This window comes from Paenibacillus arenilitoris (assembly GCF_014705655.1).
GTDB lineage: Bacteria > Bacillota > Bacilli > Paenibacillales > Paenibacillaceae > Pristimantibacillus > Pristimantibacillus arenilitoris.
The window spans coordinates 295,700-309,726 of sequence record NZ_JACXIY010000010.1 but is presented as its reverse complement, the minus strand read 5'-3'; the positions used below and the strand labels follow the sequence as shown (position 1 = coordinate 309,726).

15 protein-coding genes are annotated in these 14,027 nt (G+C 56.3%); 9 read left to right on the top strand and 6 right to left on the bottom strand.

Annotated elements, in window-relative coordinates; all coding sequences use genetic code 11:
• Nucleotides 1–326 precede the first annotated feature (326 nt).
• Together IDH41_RS08835 and IDH41_RS08830 are read left to right on the top strand one after the other, a co-directional pair.
• On the top strand, nt 327–779 hold the full coding sequence (locus tag IDH41_RS08835; protein WP_190860131.1) for a CBS domain-containing protein: 453 nt from the start codon (nt 327–329) through the stop codon (nt 777–779).
• Between the two features lie 201 nt (nt 780–980).
• On the top strand, nt 981–2,609 hold the full coding sequence (locus IDH41_RS08830) for a beta-galactosidase trimerization domain-containing protein (protein ID WP_190860129.1): 1,629 nt from the start codon (nt 981–983) through the stop codon (nt 2,607–2,609).
• A gap of 69 nt (nt 2,610–2,678) precedes the next feature.
• Here IDH41_RS08830 and IDH41_RS08825 read toward each other — a convergent pair whose 3' ends face one another.
• From IDH41_RS08825 to IDH41_RS08815, 3 genes are read right to left on the bottom strand one after another with little or no spacing between them, the layout of a single operon-like run.
• Nucleotides 2,679–3,497, bottom strand: a complete 819-nt coding sequence (locus IDH41_RS08825; protein ID WP_190860127.1) for an SPL family radical SAM protein — start codon at nt 3,495–3,497, stop codon at nt 2,679–2,681.
• Between the two features lie 21 nt (nt 3,498–3,518).
• Entirely contained in the window at nt 3,519–4,040 is a 522-nt protein-coding gene (locus IDH41_RS08820; RefSeq protein WP_190860125.1) for a methylated-DNA--[protein]-cysteine S-methyltransferase, read from the bottom strand.
• 5 nt (nt 4,041–4,045) lie between these two features.
• Nucleotides 4,046–4,624 (bottom strand): bifunctional transcriptional activator/DNA repair enzyme AdaA, encoded by a 579-nt coding sequence (locus IDH41_RS08815; protein ID WP_223829561.1) that lies wholly within the window; start codon nt 4,622–4,624, stop codon nt 4,046–4,048.
• A 161-nt stretch (nt 4,625–4,785) separates the two neighbouring features.
• Between IDH41_RS08815 and IDH41_RS08810 the strand changes: the two genes are divergently transcribed.
• The 6 genes from IDH41_RS08810 to IDH41_RS08785 all read left to right on the top strand — a co-directional run bounded on the left by IDH41_RS08810 (nt 4,786) and on the right by IDH41_RS08785 (nt 10,310).
• Nucleotides 4,786–5,556: a hypothetical protein gene (locus IDH41_RS08810; RefSeq protein ID WP_190860121.1), complete on the top strand. Its 771-nt coding sequence runs from the start codon at nt 4,786–4,788 to the stop codon at nt 5,554–5,556.
• A gap of 660 nt (nt 5,557–6,216) precedes the next feature.
• Nucleotides 6,217–7,473: a plastocyanin/azurin family copper-binding protein gene (locus IDH41_RS08805; protein WP_190860119.1), complete on the top strand. Its 1,257-nt coding sequence runs from the start codon at nt 6,217–6,219 to the stop codon at nt 7,471–7,473.
• A gap of 14 nt (nt 7,474–7,487) precedes the next feature.
• A complete protein-coding gene (locus tag IDH41_RS08800; RefSeq protein WP_190860117.1) occupies nt 7,488–8,177 on the top strand; it encodes a cupredoxin domain-containing protein in 690 nt (229 codons plus the stop codon).
• Between the two features lie 89 nt (nt 8,178–8,266).
• Entirely contained in the window at nt 8,267–8,839 is a 573-nt protein-coding gene (locus IDH41_RS08795) for an RNA polymerase sigma factor (RefSeq protein ID WP_190860116.1), read from the top strand.
• Entirely contained in the window at nt 8,839–9,585 is a 747-nt protein-coding gene (locus IDH41_RS08790; protein WP_190860186.1) for an anti-sigma factor, read from the top strand. The genes IDH41_RS08795 and IDH41_RS08790 overlap by 1 nt, the downstream gene beginning before the upstream one ends.
• Nucleotides 9,586–9,716: 131 nt before the next feature.
• Complete coding sequence (locus IDH41_RS08785; RefSeq protein ID WP_223829580.1) at nt 9,717–10,310, top strand: YitT family protein; 594 nt, start codon at nt 9,717–9,719, stop codon at nt 10,308–10,310.
• Nucleotides 10,311–10,312: 2 nt separating this feature from the next.
• On the opposite strand, the gene IDH41_RS08780 is transcribed toward IDH41_RS08785, so the two are convergent.
• Complete coding sequence (locus IDH41_RS08780; RefSeq protein WP_190860105.1) at nt 10,313–11,302, bottom strand: oxidoreductase; 990 nt, start codon at nt 11,300–11,302, stop codon at nt 10,313–10,315.
• 37 nt (nt 11,303–11,339) lie between these two features.
• Complete coding sequence (locus tag IDH41_RS08775) at nt 11,340–11,741, bottom strand: MerR family transcriptional regulator (protein WP_223829560.1); 402 nt, start codon at nt 11,739–11,741, stop codon at nt 11,340–11,342.
• Nucleotides 11,742–12,389: 648 nt separating this feature from the next.
• On the opposite strand from IDH41_RS08775, the gene IDH41_RS08770 reads away from it, so the two are divergent.
• Nucleotides 12,390–12,959: a TetR/AcrR family transcriptional regulator gene (locus tag IDH41_RS08770; RefSeq protein WP_449867046.1), complete on the top strand. Its 570-nt coding sequence runs from the start codon at nt 12,390–12,392 to the stop codon at nt 12,957–12,959.
• Nucleotides 12,960–13,054: 95 nt separating this feature from the next.
• On the opposite strand, the gene IDH41_RS08765 is transcribed toward IDH41_RS08770, so the two are convergent.
• Nucleotides 13,055–13,927, bottom strand: coding sequence for an alpha/beta fold hydrolase (locus IDH41_RS08765; RefSeq protein WP_190860102.1), 873 nt, complete (start codon nt 13,925–13,927; stop codon nt 13,055–13,057).
• Nucleotides 13,928–14,027: the final 100 nt, after the last annotated feature.

Here is a 14,027-nt window from a genome sequence, read left to right as displayed (position 1 = left end):
GTCGGCCGCCCCCCTAGGGGGGCATCTTGATTCTGATGGGGAATTTTCAACTGATTATTTTGAGGAATTTTCATTTGGTGTTGACAGTTATCTATCTCGCGGATTTCTCAAACGCGTCTAAACGGGAATAAAGCGTAAATCCACGCTTGCTTTGGGCGAATGCATACGCTTTAATAGTAGCCAAAACGCACCATTGTGCATAAAGATATAATCCACTATGATGAAAGTAAAGTTAATAGGTTGTAAACCTATCTATTTGTCCGGCTTGGATTTTAAGGCAGCGTTAGCCTACATCCGTTCCACGTCAAAAAAAAGGGGATGAGAAGATGCAAGCTCACGAGATCATGATCCGCAACGTGTACAAAGTGAAGGAATACGATACGGTGCGCGAGGTCGTCGATCGGTTCATCCGGTTCCGCATCAGCGGCCTGCCCGTCATTAACGACCGCAACGAAATCGTCGGCTACATCAGCGACGGCGACATTATGCGGTACATCGGCAAGAAGGAGGACCGCGTGGTCAATTTTATCTATTATTCCACCGTAATCAGCGACGCGGAAGCGTTCGAGGAGAAGGTGGAGCGGATTCTCGACCTGAACGTCATGGCTATCGCCAAGAAGAAGGTCGTCACCGCCCCATGGGACGAGGAGGTGGAGCGGATCGCCACGATACTCGGGCAGAAGCAGATCAAGAAGGTGCCGATCGAGCGCAACGGCGTCCTTGTCGGCATCATTAGCCGCGGCGACATTATCCGGCATGCCTTCAAAATGTTCAGCTAGCCGCCTGTCCCCCGGCTCCGATGCCGGGGTAACGACCTTTGGTCGAAAATGTGCTAAAGAAAGTCGATAATCGCACTCCATAACCGCTCCGGAACGAACTATATTTAACCTATCGCATGGAACGGGACGAGCCTGCGCGATGCAAGGCGCCCGAGGATCCCGCATCCATTGCGCAAACAAACGGACGGAGGGTTACCGCGAATGAATTATCGGCAAGTGCATTTGGATTTCCATACCTCTGAAGCGATCCGGGGGATCGGCAAATCGTTCAGCAAAGCGCAGTTCCAGGAGATGCTCCGGCTCGGCCATGTCGATTCCATCACCGTCTTCTCGAAATGCCATCACGGCTGGGCGTATCATCCGAGCGAAGCGAACGAGATGCACCCCCATCTCGACTTCGACCTGCTCGGCGCCCAGATCGAAGCAGCGCATGAAATTGGGGTCAAGACGCCGGTCTATCTGTCCGCGGGACTCGACGAGAAGCTCGCGCGCAAGCAGCCCGGCTGGCTCGGCCGCAGCCGCGACGACCAGACGTGTTGGACGCGGGGCTTCATGGAGCCCGGCTATCATTTATTTTGCATGAACACCCCGTATTTGGACGTATTGGTCACGCAGATCGAAGAGGTCGTGCGGCGCTACGACGCCGACGGCATCTTCCTCGATATCGTAGGCGTGCAGCCGTGCTACTGCCAATACTGCGTCGCTGCCGTCAGAAGCGAAGGCGGCGACCCGCGCGACGAACAGGCGATGAGAGCGGTGTGGGAGCGCACCTACATGAACTACGCCCGGCGGACGAATGATGCGGTGCACCGGCACCGGCCCGATCTGCATGTGTTCCACAACACCTCGCACATGACGCGCGGACGACGGGACCTCGCCGCAATCAACGGCCATCTGGAGCTCGAATCGCTGCCGACCGGAGGCTGGGGCTACGACCACTTCCCGTTATCGGCCCGTTACGCGGAGACGCTCGGCATGGACTACCTCGGCATGACGGGCAAATTCCATCTGTCCTGGGGAGAATTCGGCGGGTACAAGCATCCGAACGCGCTCCGTTACGAGACGGCGCTCAGCGCCGCCAACGGCGCCCGCTGCTCCGTCGGCGATCAGCTGCATCCGAACGGGCTGATGGACGAAGCCACCTACGCGCTGATCGGCGAAGCGTACGGCGAGCTGGAGAAGAAGGAGCCGTGGCTTCTAGGCAGCGCCGGCATCGCCGACGTCGCGCTGCTCAGCCTCGAATCGGTGATCGGCAGGGGCGCGCATGAAGGCTCCGACGTCGGCGCGCTGCGGATGCTGCTGGAAGGCCACTATTTATACGACGTCATCGACCGGGAGGCGGACTTCTCCCGCTACCGCGTTCTGATCCTGCCGGACCATGCCCGCTCGGACGACGAGCTTCGCGCCAAGCTGGCCGCTTATGCGGACGGGGGAGGGAAAGTGTTCGCATCGGGCGTGTCGGCCCTCTGCGAGGAAGGCACGTTCGCCGTCGATTTGGGCGCGCAGCGGGTAGGCGAGTGCGCGATCCGGCCGAGCTATTTCCGGCCGGACTTCCGGCCCGGTCCGCTGCTGCCGGCCGCGTTCGTCATGTACGAGCAGGGCCAGGAAGCGATCGCGGCCCCGGGCGCATCCGTGTGGGGCGTTCGCGAGAACGCCTACTTCAACCGCGACCTGTTCGCGTTCTCCTCGCACCGCCATACGCCGAACCCGCAGGGGACGGAGCTTCCGTACGAGCAGCAACCGGATCCCGCAGGCTCCGGCCGCCATATCGTCTCCTACACGGTACCCGAGCTGGAATGCCATGCCATGGTCGTGCTGGAGTTCGAATAGGCGCTGAAGAAAGCGCCATGCCAAGAGGATCGTCGCCTTGATCCTGCGGGCATGGCGCCTTCTTTATTGTTACGGCTCGAAGCCTTTCTGGCTTACGAATACCTGCTCTGGCGCGAAGACGCGCAGCAGCCGGTCCACCACGATGCGGTAAGCTTCGGGACCGTACCACTCCTCGAGCCCGCTGCGTTCATACAGCGAACGGATGCCCAACTGCCGGGTCCGCCTTCCGCCGCTGCCGTCTCCCATATGGTAGTCGTCCACGCAGACGCGGTTCACGAGCGGCTTCAGCAGCCCGGGGAACGCCTCGCTGCTCGGCAGCACCGGCGCGATCGCCGCCTGCGCCGGTACGCCCGCTTCCGCGAGCAGCCGCAGCGCCGTTAGCCGCGCCTCGATGGGCGGAGCGCCGGGCGTGAACAGCTTCCGCATATCGTCCCGGTCCGTCTCCACCGTCATGCTGACTCTGACCTTATCCTTCAGTTGCAGCAATAGATCGATATCCCGCCGGACGAGCGGGCTGCGCGTCTGCACGAGCAAAAAATCGGGCGGATCGTCGATCATCGCCTCAAGCAGCGATCTCGTCACTCTCTCCTTGTACTCGGCCGGTTGATACGGATCGGTGCTCGAGGACATGAAGATCGTTACCTTTCCCTTCTTCTTCGCGCTCCTCAATTGCTTTCGCAGCACGTCCGCGGCCTCCCGCTTCACATCCACCCAGGTTCCCCACTCCGCCCCGCGGAACGCGGCGGCCGGCATTTGCCGGACGTAGCAATAGGAGCAGCCGAACGAGCAGCCCGTATACGGGTTGAGGGAGTGGGTGTAACCCGACAGGAAGCCAGTCCCTTTGTTGAGAACCGTCTTCGGATACTTATCGAACAATTCCGTAGGCATGACCGCTCCTCTCTCCGTCCGCTAGACGCTTTCCCGTTCAAGCTGCAGTAGCCGCTTCTTCATCGGAAGCCCGCCTCTGTAGCCCGTCATCGTGCCGTCCTTGCCGACGACCCGGTGGCACGGAACCGTGATCAAGACCGGATTGGCGCCGATCGCCGCTCCGACCGCCCGCGCCGCCGACGGCTTATCGATCTGCTCCGCGATATCCGAATACGTTCGGACCTCCCCGTAAGGAATGCAGCGAAGCGCGTTCCATACCGCCAGCTGGAACGCCGTGCCGCCGCAGTCGAACGGAACGGTGAACGATTGGCGCTTGCCCTGCAAATATTCGGCCAGCTCCGTGGCGTACGGCTCCAGCCGCCCGTCGTCCCGAACGAGCGATCCGCCCGGGAAGCGGCGGGCCGCCCAGTCGCGAAGCTCGTCGAACGGTTTATTTTGCGAGCCTACGAAGCACAAGCCTTCCGGCGTGGCCGCCATATGCAGGCTCCACCCTTCGCGCGCCAGCAGCGACCAATAAATCGGCTTGCCGTCCTTCCTGTTCATTAACGTTATCCCTCCATCCCGTTCCGGTTGATTCGCCGGAAATCGGCGGGCGTGTGCCCGGTTTTCTTTTTAAACAGCGTGATGAAATACGGCGTATTGGGCAATCCTACCGTCGATGCAATATCCGCGACCGATTTGTTCGAACGGGTCAAATAATCGATCGCCCGGCTGACGCGCGTCTGCTGGATGTATTCCACCGGCGTCATGCCTTTGATCCGCTTGAACGTGCGGTGCAAATGATACGGACTGCCATGGCACATATCGGCCAAAACGTCCAGCGTAAGCGCCTCATTGTAATTCCGGTCGATGCATGCCGAGATCTGCGCGACCCATTCCTGATCCGGCAGCTTCTCTCCGGTAGGCTTGCACCGTTTGCACGGACGGAATCCGGCCGACAGCGCTTCGCCGACGCTTCGGAAGACGCGGACGTTGTTCTTGTTCGGCACTCTCGATTTGCAGGACGGCCTGCAGCATATGCCCGTCGTCTCCACCGCGTAGATGAACCGGCCGTCGTAAGAAGCGTCGTTCCGTACGATCGCCTCCCACAGCTCCTCTGTCAATCCGTTATCGCCAGACTTTTTCATGCCGATCACCTCCATCCCCAGTATACCCCCTCCGGCGCCCGTCTGTACGGTTTTGCGAATAGGAAAGCAAGATAACGAAATACCGGAAGACATTTCATTGGCGGACGGATCATGATATAGTTTGGCTATAGCGAATGCCAGTACAAATGGAGGTATGAACGTTGGCACACCATTTTGCGATAGAACCGGGCGCCTATACCGCCTTCGGGGACGAAGCGGCGCAAATAACGAAATGCAAGGAGTGGGGGCTGCTGTCGGAAAAAGCGGCCAAAACCAAACCGTTCTTCTACAAAGGGAACGGCATGAACCTGGCATGCGGCATCGTCGGCTATGTGGACGACATGGCCGCGGTCATTCAATTCGACAACGGGCAGCTTCACTGCATCCATCCTTCCTACTTGAAGGAGATGCAGGCATCGAGCTACGGTGCGAAGCAGGCGCCGGCCGAGAGCAAATCGGAAGGACAGGAAAGCGCCGCCGAAGTAGAAGCGGAAGCCGCGGGCGCGGCCGAACCGGTGCAAGCCGAAGCGGCGGCCATTACCGCAGCCGCGGACGAGGAGTCTGAAGCCGAGGAGACCGCTCCTGCCGAAGAGGCTCCGAAAGCGAAAGAAAAGGCGAAGAAAGAGAAGGCGCAGAAGCTGCAGCTGCCGGAAGAGAAGGTGAGAATGACCGCGACCGTCAAGGAGTTTACGACGGTGCCGAACAATTTCTCGGACACGGAGGACGAGGTCGTCATCTACGAGGCGGCCGTCATCGAAGAGCCCGCCCTCGAGGTAGGCGCGGCTTGGTCCAGCCATAGCGCAACGCTCAAGAAGCTGGAGCTGGACATCGGGGATACCATCGCCTTCGAATGCAAGATCGTAGCCAAGAAGCTGACGAAGCACCCCGTCCCTTACAAGATCAACAACCCTTCGAAACTGCAAAAAGTGTAGGGCAAAAACCCCGCAGCCGTTAATCGTTCCCGTGCTGCGGGGCTTCATTCCCCTCTCGTCTCTCGGATGACGCCCCAATAATTAACGGAAAGGCTTCCCTGCTATCCTACAGAACCTATCCGTTTGCTGTAACGAGGAAGCCTTTTTATAGGAAACTGCCGCATAATGATTTCATTTTTTCTTTTCTTTTATATACGAATACATATAAAAGATATTGGTTAATAATGAAGCAATAAATAGTCCCGAGTATAAATAAAAAGTACTTCCCTTTTCATCAAAATTAGTAATCACTTGCACTAAAAATGATAGCATTAATAGTAACCCTATAATGATAAGAGCCCTTTTTTGTTTATTCACAATATCCCTCCATACTCTTATATGCCTCCGACAACAGCTCCACCAACAGCTCCTGCAATGCCGCCAGTAATTTCAAATAAATCCTCTTTGGATAGCTCCATAAAATGGGCAATAGCCATTCAATCGATTATCCAAATTATACCTAAAGCATAAATATTTAATAGTCCCAAATTTTGTAGTACTTGATCGTGATCTCTTCATAATCACACTCGGCCAACAATAAATTTCGCGATCGCTCAAACCGTTCCGCCCATTCGTTCGTTACCTCTTATGGAATCCCTATCCTTAAGGAGGTTATCAATTATGTATGCCAAAAAGTTAAAGCTGGCTTTATTCGCCGCGATCCTGGTCTTAAGCTCGCTGCTCGCATTCGGCGCGGCGGCCGAGGGGAACGAGGCGGCGGCCGTGAAGACCGACGCGGAAGCGGCGGCCGAGCTCGGCCTGCTTCTCGGGGACGGCAGCGGCGTGAACGACGCCTATCTGGGCAAAACATCGACCCGGATGCAGGCAGCCATCATTTCGCTTCGCCTTCAAGGGCTGCTGGACGAAGCGATGGCTTACGCCGGCAGCGAAAACTTCTCCGATGCCGGCCAGGTCGGCACCGCTAATCGGGCCATTCTGGCTTATTTGAAAAACCATCCGGAATACGGCTGGAACGGCGTCGGCGGCGGCAAGTTCGACCCGGCGGCGGGCATCAGCTCCCGGCAGCTGTACAAGGTGCTGCTCGAGATCGCCGGCTTCCGCTCCGGCACGGACTTCGCTTACGCGGAGACGGAGGCATTCGCCGCGGACAAAGGCTTGAGCCAAATCGCGGGAGTGGCTTCCCTGACGAACGCGCATATCGCGACGGCGCTGATCGAATCGCTGTCCGTCGATACCGCGGACGGCGCGAAGCTGTTCGCGGCGCTGCAAGCCAGAGGCGTCGTCGCCGCGGACGCCAAGCTGCCGGACGACCGGATCCTGCTCGGTCAAAGCGCCGAGCTCGGCGCTTATTTGACCGACCAGAACGGGCGCGCGCTCTATTATTTTACGAAGGACGAGCAGGACCTCGATGCGTGCAAAGGGCAATGCCTGGTGAACTGGCCCGTATTTTACGCGGAGCAGCTGCAAATTCCCGGCTCGATGAACCCGGACGACTTCTCGGTGCTTACCCGTCCCGACGGCACGAAGCAGACAACGTACAAAGGCTACCCGCTTTATTATTTCATCCAGGATACCGCTAGCGGCGACGTCAAGGGGCAGAACGTGAACGAAGTCTGGTTTGTCATCGATCCGGAGACGTTCGGCGAAGCCGAAGAGACCGAGACCAAAACGTACAACGTGGACATTAAGCAGTTCTCGTTCGGGAGCGAGCCGCTGACGGTCGAAGCGGGCTCCAAGGTCGTCTTCACCAACTACGACGAGATGAAGCACAACGCGGTCGCGCTGGACGGTTCCTTCGAGACGCCGCTTCTGGCGCAAGGCGAGTCGTTCACAATTACGCTGGACAAGGCCGGTACCTACAATTATTTCTGCGAACCGCATAAGCAATTCATGACCGGCCAAATTATCGTCAAATGAACGGAGGCATGCGCATGCTGAAGCTTCGCCGATCGCTGCCGCTTCTTCTGTGCACCTTGCTATGCTTCGCTTTCCTTTCCGCATGCAGCTCGAATGCCGAGCCGGGAGCGGGACAGCCCGATGCATCGCCGGCCGCGTCGCCGGCCGCTTCGGCGGAGACGGAGCCTTCCGCGGTGGCTGAAACGGAGCAGCCGGCCGCTACGGAGCAGCCGCAGGAGACGGAAACCGCCTCTCCGGCGGACGCGTCCGAGCCGGCAAGCGCGGAGCCGGCGTCACCCGCAGCTTCGGCTAAGCCGCATGAGGCTTCCGGCCATGGCCACGATGGCGGAGACACCGAGAAGCCGGACCCGTCCGCCGCCCCGAAGCCTACGGCGAAACCGACGGCCAAGCCGACCGCGAAGCCTACGGCAACGCCGGCCCCGAGCACCGAGCCGACCGATGACGGCGGCGAAGTCCACGTCGTGGAGATCGCGAACTTCGCTTTCTCGCCCGCCGAACTGACCATTAAAGCGGGTGACCGCGTCAAGTTCGTCAATAAGGACGAGATCGGGCATACCGCCACGGCGGACGACGAATCGTTCGACACCGGCATGCTGGAGCTGGAGCAAGCGACGGAAGTCGCGTTCGCGGAAGGCGGGAAATTTTCGTATTATTGCAAGCCGCATCCGGGAATGCAAGGGAAAATCATCGTCCAAGACGAATGACGGAATTGCCGGGGGGGAAGCCGTATACGGTTTCCCTCTCTTTTGATAAGATGGAACATATTTAAGCCTGTTCTGGAGGCCAACCACGCATGCGGAATCTTTCCGATTACGAGCTTATGCGGCTGATCAAGGGGAAGCAGCATAAAGCGCTCGCCATTTTGTACGACCGATACGCCTCGCTCGTCTATTCGTTCGCCATGAAGGCGCTGAAGGACGAGCAGGCCGCAAGGGATATCGTCCAATCGGTGTTCCTGCGGCTGTGGACGACCGAGTCGGATTACAATCCCGATAAAGGCCGGTTTTCCAGCTGGTTGATCACCATTACCCGCAATTTGACGATCGACTGGCAGCGCAAGGAACGGCGGGGGAACATAGGCCTCGTCGCCCTTCTGCCGGAGGAGCTGGAGCGGATTCCGGACGAATTCGCCCCGTCCCCGGAGGACAGCGCCGTGAGGGATTCGCAGAAGGAGAGAATCCGCGCCGCGTACCGGCATTTAACGAAGCAGCAAATTATGCTCCTCGAGCATTTCTATTGGCAGGGCTTCAGCTTAAGCGAGCTGGCCGCTCTCTATAACCAGCCGCTCGGCACGGTGAAGAACCGTCTGCATCAGGCTTTGAAAATATTGCGAAGGCATCTTCTGGCGGAAGGGGAAGGAATGTGATGCAGGACAACGGGCATGACCGCATCTGCAGCATAGGCCTGGATTATGTATCCGGCGTATGCTCCGGTGAAGAAAAACAGGCATTCGAGCGTCATCTTCCGGACTGTGCCGAATGCCGGGCCGAAATCGATGAGCTTTGTCTCGTATGGGAGGCGTTCCCCGGAAATATGGAACGAATCGAACCGCCGAAGGATTTGAAGAAGCAGGTAATGGCCGCCGCTCTCGCCGCGGACGCCGGGAACGGCGGCCCTGTCGCCCGGCGCCCCGCCGCTCGGCGCTGGTTCGCTCGCGCCGCGATCGCGGCCGCGGCCATCGCGTTCGTCGCGGGCTCCGTCTGGAACTACGGCTTGTACCGCGAGCGCACGGCGGCTCCGCTGACCGTCGAGCAGGCGCTGGACATTCCGGCGGCGAGCATCGAACGGCTCGTCTCCTTGAAGCCGGAAACGGCCGGAGCGGCCCGTTCTTACGGCGTCGCCTGCATCGTCGACAACGGGAACAGCAAGCAGTTCATCGTCTACGTATTCGGGGCGGAAGCGACGACGGATACACAAGCTTACCAGGTGTGGCTGCTGGAGGACGGCAAGCGGCGCAGCGCCGGCACGTTCCGGGTCGATGAGCGGGGGATCGGCGTGCTGTCGCTGCCGATCGCGTCGGGCACCCTCACCTTCGACGCGATCGGCATCACGCTGGAGCCGGACGATAGTGGCGACAGCCCGCGCGGCGAGAAAAAGTTCGGCTCCGTCTGACGAAAGAGGCAGCCCGCTTAAGGTTCGTCACCTTATGGGGCTGCCTCTCCCTCATTTAACTGGAACAAAATGACAAGCATCCGCATATATATCAGACAGGCTGTATCAGGGGGCTGATTCATGTGCTGTCGATGCGGAAAATATCCGCGATCCTTATCGGAAGCTTTCTCATCGCGATCGGCATCAATTTCTTTCTCGTTCCGCTGGGCGTGCTGGACGGCGGCGTGATCGGGATTTCGCTTATCGTCAACTACTTGTTTCATATCAAAGTCGGGCTGGTCATGATTTGCTGCAGCATTCCGATCTTCGCGCTCGCCTGGCATTATAACCGAAGCATGCTGTACTACAGCATCATCGGCTTGCTGTTCTCCAGCTACGTGATCGATCTGCTCGAGCCGTACCAGTATTATTTTCTCTACTACGTGGAATGGACCCCGTTCACGAGATCCGTCGTCGGCGGCTTGATTATCGGAACAGGCTTCGGTACGATGATCCGCTTCGACAGCACGACGGGCGGCACGGACCTGCTTGCCAAATTCATCTCGAAGCTGCTGCCGGTCAACGTCGGCATTATCATTATGATGATCGATCTGATCGTCATCGGACTCGGCGAGCTGCTGCTCCCGGGTGACAATTTTCTACTCTCGTTTACGACGGTAACGGCCGGGGGGCTCGCGACGAGCTTGTGCACGCTGAACCACTCGGAGAATCACCGGGGATGGTAGCCTTAATCTAGAAAGCATACGCCCGTGAGCTTCTCGCTCAATGTCCAGAGCTTCACGGCATTCTCCGGGTCAACAGCGAATGGAGTAACGCCGTCATGAACATCCGAGTCCGTAGGGAATACTTTGGCAATGTCAACATTCTTAAGATACACGCCTCCTTTGCCATCCAGCTTGTTGCTTACTGCTGCCCAGACCGCAGTAGCCGCACCTTCTGCAATCGTCTTCAGATCGTCGCCGTAGTCGCTGTAAAGACGGCCGCTTGTATCAAACGCCCCAGCCGCTTCCAGTTCCTCATGGGACATGTGGCGGGAAAGCGAAGTTGCAATGACCGTTCCCGGGTGAACCGAGAAGGCGCGAACTTGATCCGCCTTGCCTCGCTTGTCAAGCTCTGCCGTAAAGAGGACGTTCGCCGTCTTGGACTGTGCATAGGCTCCCCACTTCTCATATTCGCGCTTCTCATAGTTCGGATCTTCAAAGTCCACGCCCGCAAGGCGATGTCCTTGCGAAGATACCGTTACCACTCTTGCACCGCCAGCTTGCTTCAGTGCCGGCCACAGACGGGCTGTCAGGTGGAAATGTCCCAGATGGTTTACAGAGAATTGCACCTCATAGCCGCGTTGGTCGCGCTCCAGGCTGGCTGGAGTCATCACGCCGGCTCCATTGATAAGCATGTGAAGCGGCCGGCCGGACCTTAGGAAGCGTTCTGCGAAAGCGTCAATCGATTCCGGATCGGCCAGATCCATCGTATCCATTTCAACGCCGGGGATATTTTGCAATATTTCGCGGGCTTTCTCAAGCGAGCGGACAGGTACGATGACTGTCGCTCCTGCCCCAGCAAGAACGCGCGTAGTCTCCAGCCCAAGACCGGAGTATCCACCTGTCACGATAGCCACTTTGCCTGTCAGATCTTTGCCTTCAAGAGCTTCCTGTGCTGTTGTTCGCGGTCCGAAGCCAGACCCTACGGGTTCATGTTTAGTCAGTTCAGTGCTCATAGTAAATGCCTCCAATTCTATTTATGTCGGGTGCAGTTCACTTTACGTCCTCTTCGTGCTGCTGAAGAAAATCGCCCGTCTTCAATTCTTCAAAATGCTTCAGCTTGTACCTTAAAATATCCAGCGTTGCCAGCATATCCGCCATTTGCGATTCAATTCGGGAAGCATGCTCCTTCAGCACAGCGTAGCACACTTCGTATTCCTGCCTGGAGGAATGATCCATATAGCTCTGAATTTTCTTCAAAGGCATATTCGTTTTCTTGAGAATGGAAACGAATATATAGCGATCCATATCGAGCTGCGCGTACACACGCTGGCCGCTATCACTGCGGGCAGGCCCAGGGATCAAATTAATCTTCTCATAGTAGCGAATCGTATCATGGCTAAGACCTGTTCGCTTGGAAATATCCGTAATCGTGTAGGTCGGTTCCAACTCCATAATCTATCCACCTCCAAATGGTAATATGGCTCTCTTCCCGCCTGCGTTATGTATGTTACAGGTTGGAGTATACTCCAGGTCAAGCCTGCGGCGTCTCTTTTTCGATTAATGGTTTATCCGATGCCTTCAAACGAAGAACGCCCGACTGTCGAGAAGACAGCCGGGACGGATTCCATTAATTAAATTTCCGATTATGACGGGCGATATTGCTTTTTTGATTCATCGGGTCTCATGTAAAATGGGTTTATGAGCGTCTCGGAGCCTAATTTGTATCGTTCAGCAATCGTCTTCCGAACCGCAAGCGTGCTTCAAGTTCGATCCTGGTCTTGCAATCTTCGCAGCAATGCATGCCTTTTTGGTTTCGTTTCACGCGGTCGTAAGCCTGAGTTCCTTCGAAGACGTCAAACTCTCTTTTGCAAATATAACAGGTCGGATGATAACGAAATCCTTGATGCTCGTCATGCACCGAACTCCCCTCCCGTCAATCGCGACAAGCTGCAGTATAATTGACGCGGCAGCCGCGATACGATATAACAGAATATAATTCTAAATAACACGCTGTGTTTTTTTATTTTAATACAGTGTGTCAAATAAAACAAGAGGTGTTTGCCGTTGCCGAAAATCGTGGACCACGAACAAAAAAGGAGATTGATCGCCGAATCGGCATGGCGCATCATCGAGGCCAAAGGGATTGAGCATGCGTCTATCCGCGCCATTGCCGCCGAGGCAAAATTGTCGCCGGGCGCCTTGCGGCATTATTTTTCAACGCAGGACGAGCTGCTGCTGTTTATCGTGGATTACTTTTTGACAAGGAGAGCTCATAAGGCAGAGGGGCTGGAGATAAGCCGTATTCCGATAATAGCCGCGAAGGAAGTGCTTTTGGAGCTGCTCCCTACGAATTCGGAGAAACGAACCCCAACCGGCGTCTGGTGGGTATTCGCCATCCGTTCCCTCACGAGTTCGACGCTGCGGGTTAAAAGAAACGAGCTCACGGACGGACTTCATTACCTGACAAAAACGGTCCTCGAAATTCTGGCTGGCGCGGAGCTTCTTCTCCCGTCGATAGACCTAGAACTCGAAACGCTTAGACTGGCCGCGGTCGTCGAAGGCTTGTCGATCCTCGCAATGCTTCGCCCCGAGCAATACACGGCAGAGACGATTGAGCGGATCGTCGTCCTCCATCTCCGGGGGCTTTGCCTACGCACCACGGATGAATAAGCAAGTAGAAGCAAACCATACGTCTTAAGCATAAACCAAAACGGGGACACAACGAAAAAGAGCTGAGCCGATCATAATTCGGCTTAGCTCTTCCGCTACCTCAATAATTTATCAACCAACCAAGGTTTAATCAGCGGCAGAACAGCTTCGGGCTGCATGGCTTTTGTATGATCCATATCCGTTCCCGCTATGAGCCGGACATCCCAACCCGATCGTTTAAGCGCGGCTTCATGCTTTCGCAATAAACCGACGATATCCACCGTTACGCTTCCGAAGTTCTCCCCGTACACAATCGTGTCTTTTTCTCCTGCGAAGGTTAGTTTAGGAAGATCTAATCTGTCCAGAACGAACTTGTCGTCAAAATCCATCAGGTTCCCGTACAAGGTGAAAAATTGTTTGGTTTGATTCGGATCCAATTGAACCTGGACGTTATCCCAATCCCATTCATCAAGGCCGACATTGTCCTGCGGTTGAAAGTCGGTGACGGCCGTGTTGTTTATCGCTTGCAAATAAGTCTTCGTCGTTACGGTCATCATTTCTCGATAAGGCCCTTCGTATGGCGGGAATCCCCCCATAATCAGACTTTCCATTCGTTTTGTTCGGATAGCCAACTGTAATCCGACGAGAGCCAGCCAGGAGTAGCCATAGTAGCTAAACTTCTCTACACGCATTTCATCGGCTATACGCAAGAAGTCTTGCGTAATGTTGTCAGGCGTAAGCCGATCGGGCTGCGGATGCTCGAATAGGTGACCTTCATAATCAAAATGTAAAACCTGAAACGTGTCGGAAAGTCCTTCGACAAAGTTTTTTCCCAGCTCGGGATCGACGCCCCACCTTTTTAAGTTCGCAGCTTCTTGGCCGGAAACCGATTTTTTGGCGGTTGGCAGCATGACCACTTTACGGCCGGAGTCTCCCGCCAACTGAACCTCCAATTTTGAACCGTCATTCAATGTCACATGCTTTATCACTCTTATCACTCCCAGACAGGTTATATCTCTACGATACAACATTGACGCAATCTATCGGTTTGCCGGGAAGAAGTTATGCTCGTATCACGTTTTATTCGTT